The following is a 26775-nucleotide window of genomic DNA, read 5'->3' on the forward strand; positions in this document are numbered from 1 at the left end:
ATCAGTTAAGTATTTATTTGCTTCTCATTACAAATACATTTTTTTTGTATCACAATGAAACGGAAACAATTTGTTATAATATTTAAGAAAAATCTAATCTATCTCAATTTTAGTGATTGATAAAAACATCTAAAATATTTTTATTTTAATCGATTGTTTATTTTTTTCAAAAGGTACCTTTTTCCTCGAAATGGCAATTTACTCACAAACCTGATTTTTTTTCTCAAGTATTGCAAAACATTATTTTTATCAATTTTTAAATTGGTGTAAAAAGTATCTAAAACATCGGTTTCAAATGTTGGTGGCAAAACAAATTTAATTTTGTCATAGTAATAGGCCTTTTTCAAGCCCACACGTCTATGATTTACATAATTTTCCTGATGAGACAACTCCATCCAAAGTCGTTTTTTTGTGTATGAAATAATACTCTTTTCGGTTTTCCAACCGTAATGCATTTTGGCAAATATGGTCTCAAAAGATTTTGCGGCCTCGATTACACTTATAAAAGCATTAAATGGATGTGTATACAATCTAATTTCTGGCTTAGCGACATCAATAGAAACTTGATAACCATTTGTTAAATCAATTACTGTAAGATTAGTTGGCTGATACAGAGATTGTATAGTATCTACAAAATCTTGATGAACAATATCGTCATTATCAATTCTTGTAGTAATAATAAATGAATCTGTATCGTTTAGATTTTCTCGTATATAGTTTTTGAATGAAACGTTTAAATCACGCATACCATCAATAAATAATGGAACTACATTTGAAGTAGACGCAGTGAGAGCAAAAATTTTTTCTTTAAAATTTTGTGGTGTATCGATATCAAAAAAAATACACCATGTAAAATTCTGATTTGATTGATTTATCACTGAGGGAAAGCAATAATTTTCAAACAAATTAAATCTATGTTCCAACCATTCATCAGTCAAAACTAAATTACCTGATTTGTTTTCCTTCCAATCAGCATTTTTCAAATTAAATCTAGTTGCAATAAAATGCTTCATTTTTTTATCAGTTTAACATTACAAGACAAAGCTTAGTTTATCAAGAATGACTTTCGGTGTCGTTTTTTTAAATGTTTTTAAGATTGTTTTCCTTTTAATTTAAAAATGTCAAATTAGGTATTTTGCTGTCATCTCTTCTTTTAATAATCGCTTTTTGATCTAAACTATTTACTATTTTTATTTGAGCAACTATTTTTAAAAACAATCCAAATCTAAAAGAAAATATGGCTTTAAAAGCAAATCGATAAAGATTCTTATGTTCTGCCTGAAATGAAAATTTCATAAAAGGATTTGAAGCTGTCAATACCGTTTGTCGTTTAAAAATCAATTTTGGATCTTCATAATAAACATTGCTGCTTCGTTCTTCCCGATCGTGATACAAACTGGTTGTTGCTAGGATGCCTACTTTTAATTTATGAAAATGAATTCGTTGTATATAATTATCATCTTCTCCATAGTGAAAAAAAGAAGGATTAAATCCGCCGACTGTCTCAATACATTTTCGTGACAATAACCAACCTGCGGCGTTTACAAAATTGACTTGGTAAATATTCAATTTTGCTTTATTTAAATATATATCTGAATACAATCCTTTGCATCGGGAAGGAATGATATAGTTAGAAAAATTAAAATCCAGCTTGTCTCCTTTGCCATTCAAATGCATCGGACTGACAATTCCATATTCCGGTTCCTTTTGTTGTGCATGAATCAATTTTTCAATAGTATCAACTTCTACCCAGGCATCTTGGTTTAACAGAAACACAAAATCGGCATTATTATCATAGGCTTTTTTAATACCGATATTATTTGCTGCACCAAACCCTAAATTAATAGTACTTTGTATAAATTCTACTTGTGAATATTTAGACTTTACGATTTCCTGAAAACCATCAGTAGAATTGTTGTCAATAATAAAAACTTCGACAGAAACCGTACTATTGAATAAGCTATCCAGGCATTTTTCAATCCATTTTAAAGGATTATAGGTTACTATAACAATTGCTGTTTTCATAATAGCGCTTCAAGATAAGAGGTTCCCCATTTTTGACATGGTTCTAAATGATTTCCTTCTGCCCATTCATTCCATGCATTAATAAATATAAAGGAATCATCCAGTCCTTCAAAGTTTCTTGCTGCAGTTTTATTTTTGTACCAATATTTAAATAATTCTGGGGTACTATTCTTAAGTATAGTTGCATTTTGTCCAACCCGGCGCGATGAATTATCCCACATTGGAGTCACTCCGGGATAAACTCCCTGAATACAATTTTGAAGATCAAAATCAATAAATTGCTTGTAATCAACTACAACATCTTTATTTTTTTTAATTTTTTGCTTTAATCCAAACTTCTTACGCAACTTATTTTCGATACGCTTGACTATAGTTTGTTTTCTATTTTCTAATCGATTACTAAACTTACTCATTGACCTTGATAAAGGCTGAAATTCAATTATAGCATCAAAATCGAATGTAGCCATTTTCTCTTTATCCCATCCAATCCAGCGTTCAAAGCAGCCCAAATACAGTTCAATATTTTCTTTTTTTGCTTCTTCTCTAAAAATAGCAATTGTGCTTGCCATATCCGGGAACAAATCAGGTTTGTAAAAAATAAAAAAAGGTTTATTATTTACACGAATATATCTTTCGTCTTTAAAAAAAGACAGTAAAAACTTTATATGCTCCCGATCATCTTCAGCCGAATAATTTTGCTGTAATAAAACATCATTTATACTTCCATCCCAAGCTCTTGTCCAATTTTCATTTGCCCAGCAAAACATAAAAGGAAAATCTTCCTTTGGGTTTTTCATTTTTCGGTCAATTGGCTCATGCATGATACGTTTACCATTAAACCAATAATGATAATAACAAAATCCATAAACTCCATATTGTTTCGCCAATGCTTCCTGAGCCAGGCGCGCCTCTTCTAATCGCAAGTCATAAAAACCTAAATCTGCTGGCAAATGAGGCTGATAGTGCCCTGCAAATCTTGGCTGTGCTTTAGTTACATTTGTCCATTCTGTAAAGCCTTTTCCCCACCAGAGATCATTTTCAGGTATGGGATGAAATTGCGGCAAATGAATAGCTATAGGTTTAATTTTCTGCATATTTATCAAATAGATTTTTCAATGCTTTCAAGTAAGCTAATCCGTTTTTATTGTCGGGTTCAAGATGGTTTCCTTCAGCCCATTCATTCCAGGCGTTAATAAAAACAAATTGATTTTCATCATCTCTGTTTTGGCTTTTAACATCATTTATATTTTCTTCCACCTCTTTGATGAAAGTCTCTACGTTTTGATCTTTTAAAATAATTCCCTTTCTACCGCGTCTTGCTGTATTGTCCCATCCTACAAACGAACAAGGAATATATTTATAATTAAAAGTGACTTTCATTTTTTCTTTAGCTTTATTGTAGTCATAAATCTTCAAAGTCGAACTAAAAACACCTTTAACTAAATTGGCAAACCATTTTTTGAGTGATTTTTTGTCAATAAAAGCATTGGGCAAAAGGCCAAGTTTGGGTTGAAAATTTAATATATCATCAAAACCTAAGTCATGATAATTAGTTCTTAAATGAGAATTTGACGCAACTAAATAAGGATTTTTAAGACCATTTTTTAAACACTCATTTCTAAAAAGAGCAATTGTTTTTTTTACGTCGGGAAGATATGATGGACGGTAAAAAACAAAAACGGGTCTCTCATTTACCTTTATATATCTCGAATCTTTAAAAATTTCAATAAGCCAGGAAATATGTTTTAGATCATCTTCTTCACTGTAAGTTTGCTCGATCAAAATTTCTTTTTCTTCTCCAAGCCATCTTCTGCTCCATGTTTCGTTTGCCCAGCAAAGCATAAAAGGAAAATCTTCTTTTGGATTTTTCATTTTCCTGTCAAGAGGCTCATGCAGTAATCTTTTTCCATTAAACCAATAATGATAATAGCAAAAGCCATAAATTCCGTGCTCTTTAGCCAAAGCCTCCTGAGCCAGCCTTGATTCTTCTAAACGCAAATCATAAAAACCTAAATCTGTTGGTAAATGTGGCTGATAATGTTCTTTAAATAAAGGACGGGCTTTAGTTACATTTGTCCATTCCGTAAAACCTTTTCCCCACCATTCGTCATTTTCAGGTATTGGATGAAATTGCGGTAAATAAATGGCAATTGGTTTTATTTCAAAATTTTTCATTTAGAATTTAAAATTTGAAGCATTATTCTATTTTTTATTTTTTTAGCTTTCTTTCTGATAGTCTGAAAAAAGCTTTCTTTTTTTTCTTTTAAGGTGTTTCTATACAAGCCCTCGATTGAAATCTTATATCTTTTATATAATATTCTTTTAATTTCTTGATTTTTGCAACATGAAATTATTAGAACTAAACAATCAATCCATTTTTTTGATTTTAAAATGCTATCATCTGCCGAAAGAATTCCGACTCCGTGTCGATAAACAGCCATGACCTCTTCGATATATTTAAATTTTCCATGCTCTGCGAGCATTATATAAAGAAAATAATCACCTATTGGAGTTAGTTTAAATTCAAATGGTAGTTCTATAATATTATTTTTAAAAACTACTGAAGGTGTATGAATATAATTTCCAAATTCTGCTAATGCTTCTAATGTTTCATGATTTTCAGGAACATTTGTAATAAAGTCTTTTACAATAGTACCATCAGTTTTTAGAATTTCTATTTTATGAAAACAAGCCACATAATCTGGATTTTCATCTAAAAAATCAATCTGTTTTTGTAATTTCAATGGATCTGTCCAATAATCATCTCCTTCGCATAAAGCAATAAATTCTCCTTTGCATTCTTTCAATGCAAAAAGAAAATTGGACATCGACCCTAAATTTTTTTCATGTCTAAAATATTTGATCCATGATTTATTGGGATGATTTTCTAGAATATCCTTGATAATTTCATCTGAACGATCTGGTGAGCAATCATTTGCAATTATTAATTCAACTTCAAATTCACATTCCTGTATCAATATTCCTTCAATCGCCTGACGGATAAACTTTTCATGACCATAAGTAGTCATGATTGCACTTATTTTTGGTTTTTGGCTCATTTTAACCAGCAGGTTTAATTATATTATTATTTGTTGGAAATGCGACACAAGATATCTGTTAAATAATAGTTTTGAACAACATTTTGCAAGCAATCTTAAACTAGATAATTCTTAAAATTTGATTTTCAAATTGCACAATTTTAGAAATACCAGCTTCTAAGCCATCTTCAATATTAATAGAACAAAAAGGAATTTTAATTTTTTCGATTCTGTTAAAAAAAGATTCAAGTTGTTTCATGTCATCAACAACTAGCTGTGATAACTGTTCATCATTTAATCCAATATGATGAAAAACAGTATGTCCACCTCCATTTGTTCTCTTGCGTATTTGTGTAACCACAATTGATGGATCATTTGTTTTTACATAAATTAAAAATCTATTTTTTAAAATGACTTTCAATTCTTCATCGCTGAGCTTTTGCAATTCTTCAGAAAAATTATGAGATACTCCTTCTTCAATAAAAAAACCAATTTGATGATTTTCATTAATCATCTTTAGGTTATCAAGCAATACTTTATTAAAGTAAGATAGTAATTGTATTTTTCTTGAATGATCGCATGAGTAAATATCTACATTTGACAACTTATCTTTCAATAAACTCCAATGTATCTCACTAATTTTGTTATCAAATAAACTTTCTTCAAATTTTAAATTAAAAAAATTAAATTTCCATTGCCCTGAAAGTCTTTTTATTGCAGCATGATATAAAGTCGATTTCCCTATTCCAGACACCCCAACAAATTCAACAATCTTATTATTAACTGGGAGTTTGGCAGCATCCGATTTTACTTCAATCGCTTCACTATGCTTATCTTTCTTGGCAAGAAGAAATTTAAATCTTTTAAAAATCATTTATTTGAGTTTTTTCAGAAGTCTCTTTATTTTGCTTTTAACTTTTGTTTTAATGGAATGTGAGTGTTCTTTTTGAATTACTTGTTTTGTTACTTGCGTCAATTTAATATTCGCCATTACTTTTGACAAATCCAGAGAGGAAGGATTTTCAGAATCCCAGTAAAAAAAACTTCCAAAAGCTGTTGGAAAATAAAGATTAGGATGAACTCCTAAAATAGAATAGAAATCTTCATAACTAATTCCTTTAGAACCTGGTATAATTGGATTATCATATTTCTCTGGTATTACCAATATAATTTTTTTGGCAATTCGAAAAGCTTCCAATACTGCCTGTGGTTGTACGGGAGTTAAATGCTGAAATACTCGTAAAGCAATAAAAACTTCATATTGCTTATCGTTTACAGGCCAAGGGATTTCGCGTGCATCATGAGGATAGTTAGGGTTTTTCCCGTCAAAATCCCATCTTTCTAAATAATCAATGGTATGACTCTCTTTAACACAGGAAACCCCCATTGTTCCCATTTCTAGTACTTTGTTTGAATAATCTACCCCTGTCGCTTTAACCAATTCGATAACGCGAGAATGGTAATCCCATCTTATTTCTATCGTATCATTTGTCCAATGACCATCCTCTAATCCTTGAACGTGATTTACATATTCTGCTTTTGTTAAAAAACTTATAGTACTCATTTATAATTTGACTTGATTAATTATTTAATTTTTCGCCATTCTGGCTTGAATTGTACAGGAACCCAACCATGATTTTCACTATTAATCGTAAATGCAATAACTGACTGAAATCTAGCCAATGTATTTCTAACATTATCTTTTAAATGCATGATTCCAATAGAAATAGAATATTTACCCTGACTTAAAGGCAAATTATCTAAACTAAAAACAACTTTCATTTCACCTTGAACTTCATCGTATTTTATAAAATCATTAAAATTTGAAATTTCAGCAAAGCCACGCTGACTTCCATCATATAAAGCAATATAAACTGATGGATTTTTTACTAATTCATAAAAATGCAAACTAATTTCAATTTCAAATTTTGCGTTTTCACTAACAATAATCGAATCATTATTTTCGTGACATACGCCATCTGAATATATTTTTAAATCTTGAATTAAAACTTTATCTGTTTTAAAATCTTTAGAGATATCAACTTTAAATTGATTATAATATTCTGTAATACCTGCCGCAACATCATAAGTCTGTAACGCAGTCTGGCCTTTATGCAACAATAATACTTGATTTACCATCCTGGAAACTTGAGGCATACTATGAGATACAAATAATATAGCGGTATTTTTAAGTAAAACATCAATTCGATTAAAACATTTTAGCATGAATCCAACGTCTCCAACTGCCAATACCTCATCAATGATCAATACATCGGGCTCCATTTGAGCTGCAACAGCAAAGCCCAAACGTACTTTCATACCGCTGCTGTAATTTTGTACCGGCATATCTATAAATTCGCGAATTTCAGCAAAATCAATAATCTCTTCAATTTTTGAATTAATTTCATTTTTTGAAAAACCTAAGACGGCGCCATTATTATAAATATTCTCTCTTCCTGTCAAAATTGGATTAAAACCAGCTCCAAGTTCAATTAAGGCACAAACTCTTCCTCGCATGGTTACTTTGCCTAAATCTGGATTTATCAGTCCGTTTAATATTTTCAGCAAAGTAGATTTTCCTGCACCATTATGTCCAATCAAACCTAGACATTCTCCACGTCTTAATTCAAAATTAATATCTTTTACTGCCCAAAATTCTTTTTTACGCAATTCAGAATTATCATTTTTATTACCTAAAACATTGGCATATAAATCCTTTAATCCATACCATAAGCTGGTTTTCAAATCTTTGCAAAACTTTTTAGAAAGATGTTCTACTTTTACTAATACTTCGTTATCTTCCATAATTAGGCACTCATACGTTCAACAATTATCGGAATAGAAATTCTGTAAAAAACCAGTCCTACAAAAAATAAAGGAATACAGACAGCAAATACTCCAAGGTAATAAGCCAGATAATCTATATTTTGTCCAAACAATAAATTTCTAGTAGTTAGCAGCAAAGGTGTTAAAGGATTTATTTCCATTAATGTTTTTAACAATCCTGTTTTTGGAATTGAGTATACAACTGGTGTTGCATACATTAAAAAACTAAGCCCCATACCAATTATTTTCCCGACATCATTATAAAGCATTCCCAAAGGAGTTATAAACAAACCAATAGTGGTTCCGAAAAAAATAATTCCTATAAAAGCTAATGGGAATAATAAAATAGAGGAATGAAATCCTACACCGTAAACTATTAAAAAAATCAATAACAAAAGAATTTTAACAATACTATTTGAAATCAATTTATATACTCCTGATAAAATTAATGCTTCTTTGGGAAAATTAATTTTGGTAAGAATTCCTCTGGCTCCATTAGTATTTGACATTGGTGCATTAATAGAATCTGTAACAATAGACCATAAAAGTGTGCCGGCAAATACAAAAACAGGATAAGGAACTCCAGTATCTGATAATTTAACTGTTCCGGACTTACTTAAAATAATCCAAACTAAAGCAGTTGATAATGGCGTTATAAATGCCCAGATTATGCCTAAAAAAGATTGACGATATTGCGCTTTGATATCACGAATAGCAAGTTGTTTTGCTAAAAAACGAGAGTTAAACATATCGTTTAGGCTTTCTTTTAAAAGTTTATCAATTTTACTAGTATTAGTTTTTTGATAAACTGTGGTTTTTAATTCCATTTAAATTATTAGAATTTTACTTTATTATTTTACTTTTCTTTTAATGAAGATTGACGGCGGAAAAGTAATAATATTTTTAACATTTAAAGACATCTATTCAAAAATAAAAATCTCACCAAATTAACAAGATTTTTACTTGTTTGCGAATTATCTTAAAAGCAAAAAAGGCGTTTTTAAAAAACACCTTTTTAATTATCATTTAAATTAAATTCAACTTTATATCGTATTTACTTATCCAAAACTTCAAAAGTAGAATTCATACTCTTAAACTCTGGAACAATTTTTTTCATTTTTGCAACAATATCATCATTGTCATAAAAATCAGCAATACCAATTAACTCATCAATATCAGTATGCAGACTTTCATATTCATCCTGAATTTCCTGAGCAATCATAATTTTATTATGATAAGTCGGCAAAGTTTTAGATGTATCATTTAATAACTCTTCATATAGTTTTTCACCCGGTCTTAAACCAACAATCTTTATCTTGATTTCCTTATCAGGAATAAAACCTGCCAGTTTGATCATTTTTTTAGCCAAATCAATAATTCTGACTGGCTTACCCATATCAAATATATAAATCTCACCTCCATTCCCCATTGCTCCAGCTTCAAGAACTAGCTGGCAAGCTTCAGGAATAGTCATAAAATATCGAATAATATCTTGATGCGTTATAGTAACAGGTCCACCTGCAGCAATTTGTTTTGTAAACAATGGTACTACAGAACCATTTGAACCTAATACATTACCAAAGCGGGTTGTAATAAATTTTGTATTCGTTCCGTTATTTTCAGTTTGATTTTTTAAAAAGAGTGACTGTACATATTTCTCTGCAATACGTTTACTCGCTCCCATGACATTACTTGGGTTTACTGCTTTATCTGTCGAAACCATTACAAATTTCTTAACACGATATTTACATGACAAATCTGCTAAATTTTTAGTTCCTTTTATATTTGTCAAAATTGCCTGTGATGGATTTTCTTCCATCAAAGGAACGTGTTTGTATGCTGCAGCATGAAAAACAACATGCGGATTATAATTTTTAAAAACCTTTTCTAATGCTTTTTTACTTTTCACATCAGCAATTACTGCTACAATTTTTGTTTCTGCTTTTGTAGCAAATGTTTCCAAGCACAAGTTATGTAACGGAGTTTCAGCATGATCTAAAATGATTACAACTTTTGGATTAAATCCTAGAACTTGTCGTACTATTTCACTTCCAATTGATCCTGCAGCCCCAGTTATAAGTATTGTTTTATCCTTTAACTGTTTAGAGATTGATTTGCTGTCAAGAACGATTGGTTTTCTTTCTAATAAATCCTCAATCTGAATATTTTTAACTTTTTGTGAAATTTCTTTTTGATTTTCCCAATCTGAAATCAATGGAACAGTATAAACTCTATAGTTAAACTCCAAACATTGATCAACAATAATTAATTGTTCATCTTTGGACAAACTTTTATCTGCAATAATAACCCCTTCTGCAGCAACGGATCGCATTAAAGCAGGTAACTTTTTTCTAAGGATTAAGATTGGCAGATCAAGCATCCTCTTTGATGCATTCTGATTGTTTTTATCGACAAATCCAACTATTTTAAATCGGGAAGGCGTTTCAAATTTTAATGCATTGGCAACAGAAATCGCATTTGCATCAGTTCCGTAAATTACTGTTCTAATAAGTTTTGTGTTAGCCTTTTCTGAGAAATACAACTCAAAAGTTTGCTTAACAACCACACGATATAAAAACAATCCACAAAAAGATAAAACCAAATTAATAAATAGAGCAGTATTTAAGAAGGCTTTATGTCCTGTATATAATTCAAAAACTAAATTGAAAAATAAAAAAAACACTAAAACTGACATTTGTGAAAAAAGCAGTTTTATGGCATCAATATAAGAAGAGTGTCTTATAATTCCTGAATAGGTTCGAAATAGCCAGAAAAAGAATATGTTTACAATTATTAAACTAGAAACAAAGTAAAAGTCATGAGAGGTAATGATATAGCCTAACGCAGTGCCCTCAAACAGCATATAGGTAAAGGTAAAAGAAAAAACCAAAACCATGATATCTATTGCAACAATTATCCATCTAGGTAAATAGCTAAGGTTATTAATGTGCGCCCTTAGATTCCTAGGTGAAAAGGAGTTATACAACAAATCGGCTACTTTGGTCTGTTTATCTGTATTCAATTGCAATGATTTTGATTTCGCTAAATTTGTAGGTCTTACAAAAATACAAATTAAACGTTTAAAAAATTATTTCTGTAAGTAAATTAAAATTTAACTCCTTTTCTTTTTTGTTTTAAAAACTCAATTAAATAAGTTCCGTAACCAGATTTTACTAAAGGAGTTGCAATTTCTTCTAATTGGGCATCATTAATAAAGCCTTGTCTCCAAGCTATCTCCTCAATACATCCAACTTTTAAACCTTGTCTTTCTTCTAAAACCTGAACAAATTGTCCTGCTTGCATCAAACTATTGAAAGTTCCTGTATCAAGCCAAGCGGTTCCTCTGCTCAATATACCTACTTTCAATTTTCCTTTTTCAAGATAAACCTTATTTACATCTGTTATTTCATATTCACCACGAGCACTTGGCTTAATGTTTTTTGCAATTTCAACAACTGAATTGTCATAAAAATAAAGTCCTGGAACAGCATAATTTGATTTCGGTTCGATAGGTTTTTCTTCAATAGAAATAGCCTTTTTATTTTCATCAAATTCCACTACACCATATCTTTCAGGATCAGAAACATGATAAGCAAAAACAACACCTCCCTCAGGATCTGCATTATCTTTTAGTAATTGTTGCATATTTGTTCCAAAGAAAATATTATCTCCAAGCACCAAAGCTACCTTATCATTACCAATAAATTCTTCCCCAATCACAAATGCCTGTGCTAATCCATTAGGGATTGCCTGTTCCGCATAACTGAATTTACAACCAATTGTACTTCCATCGCCAAGAAGCTTTTTAAAGTGAGGTAAATCATGAGGTGTCGAAATTATTAAGATCTCATTAATTCCGGCCATCATCAAAGTTGATAAAGGATAATAAATCATTGGCTTATCATATACAGGCATTAATTGTTTACTAACGGCCAATGTTAATGGATGCAATCTAGTGCCAGATCCTCCTGCTAATATAATTCCTTTCATGTCTTAAAATTTTATTTTTAAATTTTGAATATCTCTCGATCGTATTGAAAGATATTATTCTATCATTTTTTTTAAACTTACCTTATAATCTGGAATATTTAAACCATAAACCTTTTTAATTTTCTGTTTATCCAATAATGAATATTTTGGGCGTTTTGCAGGAGTAGGATAAGATATCGATGGAATGCCCTGAACATCACATTCATATCCTCCAAATTCTTTTATGTCCAACGCAAAATCATACCAACTTATTTCACCTTCATTTGAATAATTGTAGATACCTGGAATCCATTCTGGATTTTTCAGAATATCAATCATCGCCTGAGCCAAATCTGCTGCATAAGTTGGAGAACCAATTTGGTCATTTACTACATTGATTGAGTCTCTTTCCTCCATTAAACGACGCATAGTTTTAACAAAATTATTGCCAAATTTACTATACACCCAGGAGGTTCGTATAATAATCGAATCCGGATTTTCTTTTGTACATGCAATTTCTCCGGCTAATTTACTTTCGCCATATATATTGACAGGATTTGTTATTGCTTCTTCATTAAGAGCTACAGATGACAATCCGTCGAAAACATAATCTGTCGATACATGAATTAATTTAGCATTATTTTGAAATGAATACACTGCAATTATTTCGACTCCAACATGATTTATTGCAAAGGCTATTTCTTTCTCGCTTTCGGCTTTGTCAACTGCTGTATACGCACCGCAATTAAAAATAACATCCGGAGCAATATCGTTTAATTGAACTTTCAATAGATCTGGATTATCTAATGTTATCTTAGTTCGATCAGCAAAAATCCATTCAAAATCTTTATAATTTTCAGATAAAACCTTCAATTCAGACCCTAACTGTCCGGTTGCTCCTGTAACTAGAATTTTTTTCATTAGAATAAACTATTACAATTTTCAATAAAAGGCAAAACTTGATCTTTTTCCGAAACAATTGCGTCATTTAAATCCATTCCCCAATCAATATTTAAAGAAGGATCATCAAATTTGATTCCGCCTTCAGAAGCTTTATTGTAAAATTGGTCACATTTATACATTACCGAAGCTGTTTCACTAATAACCGAAAATCCATGAGCAAATCCTTGCGGTACCAGCAATTGTTTTTTATTTTCAGCAGAAAGCAAAACCGTAAATGATTTTCCGAAAGTTGGAGAATCTTTTCTCAAATCTACTGCTACATCAATAATTTCACCCTCTAAAACACGAACTAATTTTGTTTGAGCAAACGGCGGGTTTTGATAATGCAAACCTCTCAAAGTCCCTTTTTTTGAAAAAGATTGATTGTCTTGAACAAAATCAATATTGATTCCTAAGTCTTCAAATTTAGTTTTACTATAGGCTTCAAAAAAGTAACCTCTCTCATCACCAAAAACAGTTGGTTCTACAATTACTAAGTCTTTTATAAATGTCTTTTCTATTTTCATGCTTTATTTTACTTTGTTAAAGAAATTATGTATAACTTCTTTAATTCTAATTTTATCTTCATTTGTTAAATTTGACCCAGATGGTAAACATAAGCCATTTTCAAATAATTTTTCTGCTATTTTGTTGCCATAATAAGGATAATTTTCAAAAAGTGGCTGTAAGTGCATCGGTTTCCACAAGGGACGACATTCTATATTTGCATTATCAAAAGCTAACCTTAAATTTTCTCTTTGACTTTCTGTTTCTAATAATATCGTATTAAGCCAATAATTCGAAAAAAAATCTTCATTTAAATCATCAAAGAATTCCACTTCTTCAATCTCCTTAAAAATTTCTTTATAAAATAAATGATTTTCTCTTCTTAAATTAACATTCTCTTGTAGTATTTTCATTTGTCCAAGGCCAATACCTGCACAAATATTACTCATTCTATAATTAAAGCCTATTTCACTATGCTGATAATGTACTGCTTTATCTTTTGACTGTGAAGCATAAAAAATAGCTTTATCTTTTGTTACTTCTGAATTAGCAATTAATGCTCCTCCGCTTGAAGTGGTAATAATTTTGTTTCCATTGAAAGAAAGTACCCCAAAAGCTCCAAAACTGCCACACTTTTTCCCTTTATAACTGCTTCCAAGAGCTTCTGCACTATCCTCAATAACGGGTATACTATACTTGTCAGCTATGGCATGCACTTCATCTATTTTATAAGGCATTCCATATAAGTGCACTGCTATTATTACTTTTGGTTTTTTACCCTTTTGTATTCTGTCCTTAATAGCAATTTCCAGATTTTCGGGACAAATATTCCAGGTTTCAGTTTCACTATCAACAAATACAGGAACCGCTTTTTGATATAAAATTGGGTTTGCTGATGCAGCAAATGTCATGCTTTGGCATATTACTTCATCATCTTCTTTAACTCCCAGTAGAATTAAAGCCAAATGTATCGCTGATGTTCCCGAATTTAATGCCGCTATAAAAGACTGATTCCCAAAATAATTTTGAAGTTCATTCTCAAATTCATTAACATTTGGTCCGCCAGAAGTAATCCAATTTGTTTTAAGAGCTTTTTGAATATACTCTTGCTCGAAACCACTTTCTTGAGATAATGACAAGTAAATTCTCGTATTATTCATTATAAATAATATTTTAAATAACTTTCTTTTATTCCGGAGTTATTTGACACGTTCTATTTTTGATTTTAGTTAGCAAATAAAATTTTAAAGAATAAATAAAAAGCAACGGAATAATCATACTTATAAAAACAATTACAATCTGAACTTTTTGATAAAAAGCAATAACAAAAAAAGAAACAACCGCTTGAATTAATGCATAATATAATGAAACTACTCTATGTTGTAATCCATATTCATTACTTAAAATCTGATATAAATGCAATCGATGCGCTTCAAAAATATTCTGTTTCAAATAAAGTCTATGCAAAATTGTACAAACTGCATCGACTCCATAGACTGCTAAAAACAATAACCAAATCAAAGAATCTGTAACAAGAATAAGCTTTAAAATAAGGTAAATTACCCAAAAAGCAATTGCAATACTTCCAACATCGCCAGCAAAACATTTTGCTTTTTTCCTGTAATTAAAAAACAAAAAAACCAAGCTTGCAACCATTGCATATTTTATAAAACTTCCATCTGTAAAAAGTTGAATTTTTGTATTTACATACAGCAGAGAACTCATTACAGTAAAAGTATAAAATCCAGTAATTCCATTAATTCCATCCATGAAATTATATGCGTTTATCAAGCCTATAGCTAAAACATAAGCAATTATAACACCCCAAATTGGAATTGAATTAAACAACCCCAAATCGAAGAAAATCAAACTTATGGAAAGAAAATGAATCGAAATTCGCATCTTATTTGACAAACTTTGAATATCATCCCAAAAGCTAACCAAACTAACCAATGTAATTCCAGTAAAAAAGAGATAATTAATTTGAATATTTTGTGCAAAATAAAGCAAAGCTGCAAACCAGAAAATTATTCCACCACCACGTAATGTTATTTCTGTATGAGAACTTCTATTGTTAGGTTTATCAATAATATTAAAATAATCTGCGACTTTAAAATAAAGTAACATTATGATCATTAAAATAATTAATAGAATTAAGTATTGCATTATTTCAGTATTTTTCTCTTTAATATAATATTTACTTATAAACGCTCTTTATTTAGATAATCCAGAGTTGATTCTGATTTCCAATTTAATAATTGACGCGCCTTTGAATCATCAAAAGTCAAATCTGAAGTGATTTTTTTAACTTTTCGTGAAGTGATTGGAGCACTATCACCAATCAGATCTCCTATTTTTCCAATGAATTTAGCTAGTCCCAAAGGCAAACTGATTTTCTTTTTATTAGAAATTGCCATACTTAATTTATAGAAACTAGGATGAATCCCATCTGTCAGATTGTATACACCTCCAAATGAAGAAACTACAGTTACAAATGAAGCAACATCTTTAATTAAAACCATGCTTTTTCTTGCTTTTCCTCCATCGATATTAAAATAATACCCCTTTCTAATCGCTTTTATCATAGCACCCAAATTGCCCGGAGGATTTTTTCCTACCAATAAAGGCAAACGCAAAATAGTACAAACCACATTATTTAAAGAACACCACTCTGTAATGATTTTTTCTGCTTCAATTTTACTTAAACCATAAGCGTCTTTAGCATTTAAATCATCACTTTCCTTTATTTCAGTTCCCGCTTCTCTTCCATAAACGGCAACCGAACTAATAAAAACAAATTGCTTAGGCAATCCAGATTTCTCCAGCGCTTTCAATAAGTTATAGGTTCCAGTAACATTAGTTTTATAGAACTCCTCCTTTTCAGATTCTGTTTTTGGCACTGAATGCGCTTTCCCTGCAGAGTGAATTACAAGGTCAAATTTTTCTTTAAAAACAGGTATTTCTTTTTCTAAAAAAAACTTATAGTCTCCTGAAGTTCTGGAAAGGCTAAAAAGCTCATATTCTTTAGATAGCTCAACTGCAATAGCTTTCCCTAGAAACCCACTTGCTCCTGTTAATAAACAATTCATGATAATTAGAATAATTTTAAAACTTTTTCTTTCTTATAATTTGCTTCAGCAGCCAAACCTGAATTTATTCCTTTTTCAGAAATGCTTTTTAAATCGTTCAAAGAAATGTTTTTTAAAAATGAAATAATGCTTTCTTTTTCATTCCATGAAAATGACCATCCACAATTATATTTTTTTACATATAAGTCGATTTCAGAATCATTGTCACCAATATAAAAAAGTGGTTTCCCTGCTGCCATCAAGTTATAAGTCTTAGATGGAACTCCAAGACCTTTCATACCTTCTAACAAAGTAATTAAACCAATATTACATGCATTCAAAAATAAATTTTGCTCTTTTCTTGGCTTTGCTCCCAAGTAAAAAATGTTATTTACTTTTTCTCCTTGTATTTTGTTTTGAATGTCTGATTTCAGTGCACCATCTCCAATTATAATCAAAACACAATTAGGATTTTGAGCTTCTATAAACAATTCTATGAACTCTAAAACACCTTGTACGCGTCCTAAGTTTCCAGCAAAACCAAATACAATTTTATCCGCCACATCTATTTGCAAATATTCTGAAATATTAAAATTAGAGACAGGGTAAATATCATTATCAGCCCAATTTGGAATGATGTCTATTTTACTATTAACAGGAGATATCTTTTTCAGCATTAGCTCTTTCATATCCTCACCTAAAACAATAAGTCGATCGGCGCATTTAAATGAATTATTGTAAAGTTTACTAAGGAGCTTGTACTTAGTACTCGTTTTTTCAATTAATCCTGCAGGAACTAGGTTTTCTGGAAAAACATCATGAACCAAAATTTCGAGATTAAATTTTTTGACTTTTTTTAATAAAGCTATGCTAATAATTAAAAAAGTAGGATTAGTCGTTAGCAGCACATTGTCATTTTTCTTCACTTTGACAAGTATTTTCCAACTCATCTTAAATGTCAAAATCAGTAATCTTAAAATTCGCTCGAAAATCTTATTTTTATTTAAATCAGGAAGTGCTATTCGATGTATTGTAATCCTACTATCCAACTCTTTATTTTGAATATTGTACGAACTTTCATAACCAATTGGTCCGCAAATAACGCTTACTTGTCCCTTATTGATTTTATGCAAAGCTACATCAGTAAGAATCTGAGCTGTCGAAACTTCATCGGGATAGAATAATTCAGAAATAATCCAATTCACAATAACACAATTATATTTCTCTCCAAACTACACGCTTCACATAATCCGTATAACTTAAAATAATACGCACCATTTTTTCAGAAACATTTGGCATTGAATAATCGGCTACGGGTCTAAAATTTCTTTCTTTTCCTATTTTTTGATATTGAAGCTGAACTAATCCTTGCAAAATTCTCTCCGGACTTAATCCAACCATCATTACAGAGGTTTCTTCCATAGCCTCTGGTCTTTCATGTGCATCTCTAATATTAAGAGCTCTAAAATTCAATACTGAAGATTCTTCAGAAATTGTACCTGAATCTGACAATACTGCAAAAGATCTCATTTGCAAAGCATTATAATCATTAAATCCAAGTGGCTTTAAAAATTGCACATTTTTATGCATTTGAATGTTTTTCTTCTCGATCATATTTCGTGTTCGAGGATGTGTACTTACAATAATAGGATAATCGTATTTTTCAGCAATAAGATTTAAACTATCCATTAGGCCTTGGAAGTTTGTATCACTGTTTATATTCTCTTCTCTATGAGATGATACTACAAAAAATTTACCTTCCTCTAATCCAAGTCTCTTCAAAACATCTGATGACTCGATAGAAGGTAAATAGTGATTTAAAACTTCGAACATCGGAGAACCTGTTTTTATAATTCTATCAGCAGGTAAACCTTCACGCAATAAGTACTCTCTCGCAATATCGCTGTAAGTTAAATTAATATCAGAAGTGTGATCCACAATTTTTCTATTAGTTTCCTCAGGCACACGTTGATCGAAACAACGATTTCCTGCTTCCATATGAAAAATTGGAATATGTCTTTTTTTAGCCGGAATAGCACATAAACAACTATTTGTATCCCCTAGAACTAAAAAAGCATCCGGCTTTTCTGATTCTAACAAAGGATCTATTTTTATTAAAATTTGACCTACCGTTTCTGTTGCTGTAGCTCCAGCCGCATTTAAGAAAAAGTCAGGTTTTCTAATTCCTAAATCATCAAAAAATATTTGATTTAATTCATAATCATAATTTTGTCCTGTGTGAACAATAATATGCTCAATTGCATCGGAATTATCTAAAGCCGCCATTACTCTGGAAAGACGAATAATTTCAGGTCTTGTCCCGACGACAGTCATTACTTTTAATTGTGATTTCATTATATAAGAAATTATTATTTTTTAAACGTTTTCAAAATAGGTATCGGGATCATTTGGATCATAAAATTCATTTATCCAAAAATTAGTATACAATACTTCATCTCCAATATTTTTTATATTATGTGTATACCAAATAGGCATATCGACATAAGCCGGTTCATTACCGTCAAGATAAAAATCAAACACATCATCAGTACCAATACGGCGAAGCTGAATTAAGGCTTTCCCTTTAATTACTGCAAAACGCTCAATTTTTCTGGTGTGAAAATGATTTCCTCGAGTAATACCTGGAACAGTTGTAGAAAAAGAAACCTGCCCGCCAACTCCTAAACGAATAATTTCGACAAAAGAGCCTCTCGGATCAGTATGCTCAATAAATTTTACAGGAAAATGATTTTTGATATCCATATAACAACGAAACGTATTAAATAAATTTAATTCGAAAGTATTGTTGATACTTGGTATTATACCTTTTTCCTGATATTCTGATTTATATATTTCAAGTAAACTTAAAATTTGCGAAACTTTAGATTCTGATGTATGTGGCACTAAAATTTCAGATTTTCCTTCCTTACTTCTAATTTCAGAAAGAATACTATCTACCAATTCTCCTACGTAAATTAATTTTAATTCACCATCTACTTCAATTACAGGTGTTTCATTGTGGGATAACTTGTGGCAAAAAGTAGCTACAACCGAATTATAATTGGGATGACCAAAAGGGCCAAATACATTAGGAATTATCATTCCTGTAAATTGTCCCTCAGAATTATTTGACCAATTGATCATTAATTCTCTTCCCTCTTTTTTAGATTTCCCATACAAATTGTCTCTTTCCTCTTGAGTTGACGAAGAAAAAAGAACGTGACATTTGCTATTTGTAGCAGTAAGAGAATCTACTAATTTTTGCACTAGCCCCACATTTGTATCATAAATAACCTGTGGATCATTATGACGATTCATGGCAGCTAAATGGACGATAACATCGCACTGTGCAACAAATGAGTCTAATTTATTTTTATTATCGAAATAATCTTTTTGAAACTCGATTCGTTCAAACTCTTCGGTAAATAAACCGATTGTGTTATACAAATGTGTTCCAACGAAACCTGCTTGGCCTGTAATACCTACTTTTAACATTAGTTTATTTAGATTTTAAAATATTCAATATCGTATCGATACTCATCTTTAGTTTCTCCCATTAAATAATCAGCCATCACTAGTAATTTAGAATTTAATTCTAAACACTGGATACTACTTACATATCCTTTAGGAACATGTACTACATTTAATTTTTCAGAATCTATTAAATAAGTAAAAACTTCCAAATCAACAGATGGTTTTTCCCAGTTATCAATTTTAATAAGCTGGATTTTAAATTTTCCACTGACAGCAGAAAACCACCTTTGCTCAATTTTATGCCCTTGCCAACCTCTCTTAAATTCAAGATTATGATTTTCTATAATATAGATTCTCTTAATTAAAGATGCATCAAAATCATTATTATACAATAAAATTCCCCTTTGATCAGAATGAGAATTACCGTTAATCAATTTTGGCTTACTATCCATTATCCGGGCATTTGAGCAACATCTTCTCCAAATACTTCTTTTCGTATTAGTGGAAGTGTTGATAATAGTCTTTTCATTCCTTCTACGCCTTGTTGTTCAGTGTTATGAGAATGATAATCTTCAATCAAAGAAACATCTTCTTCTCCTTCAGAAAAATATTGTGCATAATTCAAATCACGATTATCTGCAGGAATACGATAAAAATCTCCCATGTCCTCCGCTTTTACCATTTCTTCGCGAGTACACAAAGTTTCATATAATTTTTCACCGTGACGTGTTCCAATTATTTTTATTTCGTTATCAGCATTACACAACTCTTTCAGTGCCTGAGCTAAATCTCCTATGGTTCCGGCTGGCGCTTTATTCACAAATAAATCACCAGGATTACCATTTTCAAATGCAAATAAAACGAGCTCTACAGCTTCGTCTAATGACATTAAAAAACGAGTCATATTAGGATCTGTAATTGTAATCGGATTATTCTCTTTAATTTGTTTCAAAAATAAAGGTATTACAGAACCTCTTGATGCCATTACGTTACCATAACGGGTTAGACAAACAGTTGTTTCATTTAAATTTCTTGATGCTGCAACTGCAACTTTTTCCATTAAAGCTTTTGATATTCCCATTGCGTTAATAGGATAAGCGGCCTTGTCGGTGCTTAAGCAAATAACTTTTTGAACTTTATTTACTCCAGCAGCATCAATAACATTTTGAGTTCCTAAGACATTTGTTTTTGTCGCTTCTAATGGAAAAAACTCGCATGAAGGAACTTGTTTTAAAGCAGCTGCATGAAAAACATAATCAACACCTCTCATTGCACGTTCAACACTATTATAGTCTCTTACGTCACCAATATAAAATTTCAGTTTATCATTTTTTAATTGATTTCGCATATCATCCTGCTTTTTCTCATCACGAGAAAAAATTCTTATTTCACTAAAATGATTTGTATTAAGAAATCGATTTAACACAGCATGTCCAAAGGAACCTGTACCGCCGGTTATAAGAAGTGTCTTATTTTGTATTTTCATTTAATTCAAATTTACTTAACATGTTATATATTTTTTTACACTGAATTTCAGGATTTTTATTTTCTAATATAAATCTTTTTGCTTTTTCACCAAATTCATTTAATTCTGATTGTTCTTTTTCACATACAGATATTATGGTTTTGTACAATCCTAGAGGTGTCTCCTCTTCAGACATATAGCAATAATCAAAATACTCTTCAGGAATTCCTTGCAATCTATATAAAACACATGGAGTTCCTGAAGCTAAATACTCCATGGTTTTAGAAGGAAAGGAATATTTTGTAAACTCACCCTCAGAAATCCTTGGGTTAACCAAAACAGTCGCCTTCTTCTGTAATTTTATAACTTCTTCTCGGGAAAGTTGCCCAAAATACTTAATTCGAGAATCTTCCTTTGCCATTAACTCTAATTCCTCTTTTGCATCTCCATCACCACAAATCCAAAGACGATAATCATTATTTTTTATTAAAGAAAATGCTTCCAATAAATTTAAGATTCCATATCTCTTAGCTAATGTTCCTGTATACAAAATAGTCTTAAACGGTTCTTTTTCAAGAACAATATTATCTGTTTTTTGCTCAAAGATACCTTCGACTCTCACCCAAGGCCTATTATTTATTTGCAATGGCAAATGCATGTAATCAGACAAAACTACAAAACTATCAATTTCTTTAAGATATTTATTCAATAGTCCTTTCTCAATATTTTTAAGATATTTTCGGATAAAACTTTTGTCATCGTCCATAAATTCTGGTAAATCAGGAACAATCAGACAAATCTTTACAGAAGGATTATTTTTTTTTATATCTATCGCCGCTTTAATAAATGGCGTATGAATAGCATAAATAATGATTATCGTATTATCATTATCTATTACTTTTTTCAAAGTCTTTTTTGCTTGGTAAAATCGTGAATATAATTTATAAATAGGCAAATTTATAAATCCAACATTAATATCGTTGGCACCTTTAATATGTGAGAATTTAAAGGTTTTAGTTTTTAAATCACTGTATCTTTTAGGAAAAGAGCCAATATATGGCAAATTTACCAATTTGAAATTTTGACTATAATAATTATCTAATCCCGTTACAATTGCCCATTGTAATGCATCTGCAGCATATTGGATAACACCAGTACTCTTACTTTCTATTTCCCGTCTAGACTCATTAGGAAAAAGTCCTCCAAGAAAAATTAATTTGACCATATAAAAAATTTAACCATCGAATAATAAAAATCCTATTTTTTTCTGAACAGATACAAAAAGATTAAAAACATAAAAGAACTTACTGATTGTAATTTCCAAATAAGTGGAGAAACTATTGCAGTAACAAATAAAAATGAAACTAATGCAAGAGAAAAAATAGATTGCGTTTTATGAAATAAAACAATTGATTTATTAAATACGAAACCCCAGAAAAAAGAAAAAAATATGATTCCTAAGATTCCAAAATCAAGATATTGTACAAAAATATTTGTAAACAATGCGTTGAAATTCTGATCATATCCTATCGTGATTTCCGAACTAGTCTGTAAACCATAAATAAAATTACTTGCTTGTAATTTTATTCCAATTAAATTACACACCAAGCAAATTACTTCATCGATAGCCCCAAAACTTAAACTACCATATGTATAACCTATTTCAGAAGAAAAATTATTTATGCCATATTCTAAGGCTCTAAAGGAGCCAACACAGTATATTATAATTTGGCTAAAAAAATCATCATTTCCCTTAATGAAATTTTCAACTGTTAGCTCAAAAAGTCCATTTCTAAAATTTGATAAATAGATAGAAAACAAATACAATGCAAACAGAAGAGGCAAAATAATTAATAAGGATTTTATTTTTCTCCTTTTCATTATTTTTAACTTCTCCAAAGAAATATCACTTTTGTTAATAATTATTCCCTTAGCGATATACAAGAAAATAACATAAAATCCCAATTCAATAATGATACCACGGCCTGCTCCAAAAGAACTATACAGATATAAAAAAACTGCTGAAAGATAAAATGCTTTTTTAAATTGCATCAATACAAAACAAAACGCAATGTATATAGTTACAAAAATTGAAAAAGTTTCAACAAAATAATTATAAAAGTAAATTTCTGCAGTCGAAGAAAAAACTTCACCAACATAAAATCGCATAGTTCTAGCTTCTTCCGTGCCATGCAATAGTATCATACTTTGATACTTTAACAAATATCGCGAAACGAATAGTGAAAAAACGATCAATAAAGATAAATAGATTTTGCTTTTTGATAATTTCAAAAAAAAATCAAGTAATAAATCTTCACTTAAAACATTCGTTTGTTTTACGTTTACAGTTCCAATGTATCTGCTTGTAATAAACCCGAAACTAAAACAAAATACGCTTAATATTAATAAACCGTAAATATAGTTACTTACAGGAAAAAGTTTGTATGGGTTAAAAGTCGAGATGAATAACAAAATTCCCCACCAAATCAGATATAGCTGCAAAAACATTAAAGAAAATCGATCTCTAATAAGCACTTTGGCAAGAAAAATAAGCAATACAAATATTAATATTATTATCATCAAATTTTTATTTTCTCTTCAATACTTACTTTTTAAAAGGGCTGAATAAACTAAAGATTATCTCTTTTTATTGCAATGCAATATTTTTATAAATTTCAATTGTTCTTTTAAGATTTATTTCCCTGTCATGTCTGAAGCTTGAAGCTTCAATTCCTTTAATTGATAATTTTTGAGCAAGACTTCTATCATTGAAAATATTACGAATATTGTTCGCTAACATCTCTACTTCTTCAAAACGATAAAGGATTCCTGTTTCGTTTTCTTCAACCATATCTGGTACACCACCAACATATGAAGCTATAACTGGAGTACCTAAAAGCTGCGCTTCTCCCAATGAATTTGGACTATTTTCAATACTAGATGGGCAAATAAAAATATGAGCCTTCTGATATTCCAATACCATTTGTTGTTCTGACAAATTCCCTAAAAAAACAACGCTCTCTTCTAATTTATTTGTTTTTAACAATTTACGAATATATTTTCCGTAGCCTGATAACTTAATTTTATCTTTAAAACTATGATATTCAGTAATATTACCTCCTCCAACTCTAATTCTTAAATTAGGGAAGTCAGCTTTTAAAATAGCTAATGCTTTAATCACCTGATGCAAACCCTTTATAGGATATCCAGCCTGACTCAAAAACAAACTATATGGTGTACAAGTATTTAAAGACCATTTTTCTGCTCCATAAAAAGCGTTTCGTAATGATTCGTTACAAAAATGATAATCAACATTCTTAGAAATCGTTTTTGTGTGAACATAATCCCAATTTGTTCTACCAATAACATGATTTGTATTTAGGAGATAATCTTGTTCGAGTTTCCCTCGTTTACTAAATTTATTTTTTTGCTGAAAAATCGTATCAAACCTAACAATATCTCTAAACGAAATATTTTTAAATATTTCAGTAAAAGAAAGGCCGGCATAATAATATCGAGAATAAATACCAACTAATCCCTGAATAGAAACAATATATTTTAAATCTGGTAAAATTCGCATACAAGCTAATCCATGAGTAAATTCTGTTCCATGTATATGTACTACATCTGGTTCAGCTTGATTACAAACTTGTAACCATACAGACTCAAGGTTTTTATCATATTTTATATGAGATTTACTTGGCAATAAATAGTAATGGATTTCATCAATTGATATTTTCTTCAAATCATTTCCACCATAAATTGTAGCTATACTTAATTCGATACCGGGAACATTGCCTACCTGATTAGCTAATCCATACATCCATCCTCCAAATACAGGGGCCTTCAATCCTAAAACTTCACTCGGGCCAGGAAAAATTGTATTTACAATCCATAATACTTTCATAAACAATATTCTAATTAGTTGTAGTCGAAATTTTCAAAACCTTTTTCAGATAATTTTTCACAAACATCTTTTCAATTTTGTCCATCCCAAAAAAATAAACACCAATTAATATAAAAACTACGGACGTAAAACATAGAATTATAAATCTTAAAAAACTTGGCGCAAAGATAAATTGAACAAAGAATAATGGGAGAACGAATAGAGAAACTAAAATAATTTTGAGATATAACTTTTTAAAGAAAAGCAAAACATCGAAATGTAAGATTTTTTTAAATAAAAGTTGAATTGCAAACAAGTCTAAAATTGCTATTACTAAGTAAATAAGAGCCAAAATATAAGGCGGTGACCCAGATTTTAAATAAAAATAAGAAATTGGTAAACCCAATATTGCTGATAATCCTGAAATTAATTGGAAAAATTTAATTTTACCTGTTGCTTGAACTAATGCTGGAATTCCGGCATTCATTGTTCGTACCATTACCGTAAGAATGAATAATTGAATTAACACAGCAGTATAAGCAGGAACATCCTTTAGCCATAATTTTAAAATAAAATCGGTCTCTAATAAAATTGGCAATGAAGGCAACAAAATTAAAAAATAAGAATATTTAGAAGTAAAAACAACTAAATCCAAGGATCTCTTTTCATCCCCACTACTAATACTTTTTGTTATTTGGGGAATAAATGATTGGTTTACACTTTGTGCAAACATTTTGACAATATTATTTACTTGATTTGCAATTCCAAAACTAGCGTTGATTATTGTTCCAAAGAAAATATTTATTATAATTACAGATCCTTGTATTTCAGCTGCACTAGCCAAAGCGCCAAACATTACCCACCCAGAAAAAAGAGACATTTCTTTATATTTGCTTCTTCCTCTTTGAAAATTCCAAACCGTTTCTTTAATAAATTTTCTTTTAGCGTATATGAAAAATAAAACAGAAGGAATTATGCTTACTATCGAAATTAAAAACGAATAAAGACGTAGTCTGTTGCCTGAATAAAACAAGATTAATAAAACAACTCCCAAAGCCAAAATACTGCGACAAACCTCAATAATAGAACTCGCGACAAATTTTTCCTTAGCTATAATTAAACCTTGATACGGTATGCTTAAAATTGAAACGATAGTACTTAATACCGAAAAACGAAAAACAAACAAAGCATCATCTAGCTTACCTGGTGCTACTTTCAAATAATTATTTATGTAATAAGTACCAATTGTTTCAGCAAAAAATAAAATTAAAATTGCTAAAATAGTATGAATAACCAAACTTACATTGAAAACCTTGTTTACTGATTCTAATTCGCCTTTACCTAATTCAAAGGCAATAAAACGATATGTAGTAGTTACCATAATATTGTTCAAAAAAGCCATCATAAAGACGACACTTCCTACAACATTATAAAGTCCAAAATCTGATGCTCCTAGCCCCTGAATCACGAATCTGGAGGCAAATAGCCCCAAAACAGAAACTAATATCAACTTTACATACAACACAACGCTATTCCTAGCAATAATTTTATTTGCTTCCACAGATTTTGTTAAAA

At 30.3% G+C, this 26775-nt stretch carries 25 protein-coding genes; all 25 read right to left on the minus strand.

Annotated features, from left to right (window positions below; all coding sequences use genetic code 11):
* Positions 1 to 140: 140 nt before the first annotated feature.
* Positions 141 to 1013, minus strand: a complete 873-nt coding sequence (locus tag GQ47_RS15745) for a glycosyltransferase (RefSeq protein ID WP_051951581.1) — start codon at positions 1011 to 1013, stop codon at positions 141 to 143.
* Between the two features lie 94 nt (positions 1014 to 1107).
* Complete coding sequence (locus tag GQ47_RS15750; RefSeq protein ID WP_035650342.1) at positions 1108 to 2025, minus strand: glycosyltransferase family 2 protein; 918 nt, start codon at positions 2023 to 2025, stop codon at positions 1108 to 1110.
* Positions 2022 to 3119 (minus strand): glycosyltransferase WbsX family protein, encoded by a 1098-nt coding sequence (locus tag GQ47_RS15755; protein ID WP_035650345.1) that lies wholly within the window; start codon positions 3117 to 3119, stop codon positions 2022 to 2024. The genes GQ47_RS15750 and GQ47_RS15755 overlap by 4 nt, the downstream gene beginning before the upstream one ends.
* Positions 3106 to 4200, minus strand: coding sequence for a glycosyltransferase WbsX family protein (locus tag GQ47_RS15760; protein ID WP_035650347.1), 1095 nt, complete (start codon positions 4198 to 4200; stop codon positions 3106 to 3108). The genes GQ47_RS15755 and GQ47_RS15760 overlap by 14 nt, the downstream gene beginning before the upstream one ends.
* Positions 4197 to 5084: a glycosyltransferase family 2 protein gene (locus tag GQ47_RS15765; RefSeq protein WP_051951583.1), complete on the minus strand. Its 888-nt coding sequence runs from the start codon at positions 5082 to 5084 to the stop codon at positions 4197 to 4199. Before GQ47_RS15765 ends, GQ47_RS15760 begins: the two co-directional genes overlap by 4 nt.
* A gap of 100 nt (positions 5085 to 5184) precedes the next feature.
* Complete coding sequence (locus GQ47_RS15770; RefSeq protein WP_035650349.1) at positions 5185 to 5937, minus strand: hypothetical protein; 753 nt, start codon at positions 5935 to 5937, stop codon at positions 5185 to 5187.
* A complete protein-coding gene (locus GQ47_RS15775; protein WP_035650352.1) occupies positions 5938 to 6627 on the minus strand; it encodes a hypothetical protein in 690 nt (229 codons plus the stop codon).
* 20 nt (positions 6628 to 6647) lie between these two features.
* Positions 6648 to 7868 carry an ABC transporter ATP-binding protein gene (locus GQ47_RS15780; protein WP_035650354.1) on the minus strand — a complete coding sequence of 407 codons (1221 nt, stop codon included), beginning with the start codon at positions 7866 to 7868 and terminating at the stop codon, positions 6648 to 6650.
* A gap of 2 nt (positions 7869 to 7870) precedes the next feature.
* A complete protein-coding gene (locus GQ47_RS15785) occupies positions 7871 to 8716 on the minus strand; it encodes an ABC transporter permease (RefSeq protein ID WP_035650357.1) in 846 nt (281 codons plus the stop codon).
* Positions 8717 to 8943: 227 nt separating this feature from the next.
* Positions 8944 to 10911 (minus strand): polysaccharide biosynthesis protein, encoded by a 1968-nt coding sequence (locus GQ47_RS15790; RefSeq protein ID WP_035650730.1) that lies wholly within the window; start codon positions 10909 to 10911, stop codon positions 8944 to 8946.
* A gap of 83 nt (positions 10912 to 10994) precedes the next feature.
* Positions 10995 to 11879: a glucose-1-phosphate thymidylyltransferase RfbA gene (gene rfbA, locus GQ47_RS15795; protein ID WP_035650360.1), complete on the minus strand. Its 885-nt coding sequence runs from the start codon at positions 11877 to 11879 to the stop codon at positions 10995 to 10997.
* 54 nt (positions 11880 to 11933) lie between these two features.
* The gene (gene rfbD, locus GQ47_RS15800) at positions 11934 to 12779 is read right to left on the minus strand and encodes a dTDP-4-dehydrorhamnose reductase (RefSeq protein ID WP_035650362.1); all 846 of its coding nucleotides are present in this window, start codon (positions 12777 to 12779) and stop codon (positions 11934 to 11936) included.
* Positions 12779 to 13327 carry a dTDP-4-dehydrorhamnose 3,5-epimerase gene (gene rfbC / locus GQ47_RS15805; protein WP_035650364.1) on the minus strand — a complete coding sequence of 183 codons (549 nt, stop codon included), beginning with the start codon at positions 13325 to 13327 and terminating at the stop codon, positions 12779 to 12781. The genes rfbD and rfbC overlap by 1 nt, the downstream gene beginning before the upstream one ends.
* Positions 13328 to 13330: 3 nt before the next feature.
* Entirely contained in the window at positions 13331 to 14467 is a 1137-nt protein-coding gene (locus tag GQ47_RS15810; protein ID WP_035650366.1) for a DegT/DnrJ/EryC1/StrS family aminotransferase, read from the minus strand.
* Between the two features lie 28 nt (positions 14468 to 14495).
* The gene (locus GQ47_RS15815; protein WP_035650368.1) at positions 14496 to 15473 is read right to left on the minus strand and encodes an MraY family glycosyltransferase; all 978 of its coding nucleotides are present in this window, start codon (positions 15471 to 15473) and stop codon (positions 14496 to 14498) included.
* Positions 15474 to 15508: 35 nt separating this feature from the next.
* Positions 15509 to 16396, minus strand: a complete 888-nt coding sequence (locus tag GQ47_RS15820; RefSeq protein ID WP_035650371.1) for an NAD-dependent epimerase/dehydratase family protein — start codon at positions 16394 to 16396, stop codon at positions 15509 to 15511.
* Positions 16397 to 16401: 5 nt separating this feature from the next.
* Positions 16402 to 17580, minus strand: coding sequence for a glycosyltransferase family 4 protein (locus GQ47_RS15825; RefSeq protein ID WP_051951585.1), 1179 nt, complete (start codon positions 17578 to 17580; stop codon positions 16402 to 16404).
* Positions 17581 to 17590: 10 nt separating this feature from the next.
* Complete coding sequence (gene wecB, locus GQ47_RS15830; protein ID WP_035650373.1) at positions 17591 to 18730, minus strand: non-hydrolyzing UDP-N-acetylglucosamine 2-epimerase; 1140 nt, start codon at positions 18728 to 18730, stop codon at positions 17591 to 17593.
* Between the two features lie 21 nt (positions 18731 to 18751).
* Positions 18752 to 19870, minus strand: a complete 1119-nt coding sequence (locus tag GQ47_RS15835; protein WP_035650376.1) for a polysaccharide biosynthesis C-terminal domain-containing protein — start codon at positions 19868 to 19870, stop codon at positions 18752 to 18754.
* 8 nt (positions 19871 to 19878) lie between these two features.
* Positions 19879 to 20301 carry a WxcM-like domain-containing protein gene (locus GQ47_RS15840; protein ID WP_035650379.1) on the minus strand — a complete coding sequence of 141 codons (423 nt, stop codon included), beginning with the start codon at positions 20299 to 20301 and terminating at the stop codon, positions 19879 to 19881.
* Positions 20301 to 21335 (minus strand): polysaccharide biosynthesis protein, encoded by a 1035-nt coding sequence (locus GQ47_RS15845; RefSeq protein WP_035650381.1) that lies wholly within the window; start codon positions 21333 to 21335, stop codon positions 20301 to 20303. The genes GQ47_RS15840 and GQ47_RS15845 overlap by 1 nt, the downstream gene beginning before the upstream one ends.
* A complete protein-coding gene (locus GQ47_RS15850; protein WP_035650384.1) occupies positions 21319 to 22539 on the minus strand; it encodes a glycosyltransferase family 4 protein in 1221 nt (406 codons plus the stop codon). The genes GQ47_RS15845 and GQ47_RS15850 overlap by 17 nt, the downstream gene beginning before the upstream one ends.
* 32 nt (positions 22540 to 22571) lie before the next feature.
* Complete coding sequence (locus GQ47_RS15855) at positions 22572 to 23519, minus strand: hypothetical protein (protein WP_152561042.1); 948 nt, start codon at positions 23517 to 23519, stop codon at positions 22572 to 22574.
* Between the two features lie 442 nt (positions 23520 to 23961).
* Positions 23962 to 25221, minus strand: coding sequence for a glycosyltransferase family 4 protein (locus GQ47_RS15860; protein WP_035650390.1), 1260 nt, complete (start codon positions 25219 to 25221; stop codon positions 23962 to 23964).
* A 10-nt stretch (positions 25222 to 25231) separates the two neighbouring features.
* Positions 25232 to 26761 (minus strand): MATE family efflux transporter, encoded by a 1530-nt coding sequence (locus GQ47_RS15865; RefSeq protein WP_035650392.1) that lies wholly within the window; start codon positions 26759 to 26761, stop codon positions 25232 to 25234.
* Between the last annotated feature and the right edge of the window lie 14 nt (positions 26762 to 26775).

This window comes from Flavobacterium sp. ASV13 (assembly GCF_000745775.1).
GTDB lineage: Bacteria > Bacteroidota > Bacteroidia > Flavobacteriales > Flavobacteriaceae > Flavobacterium.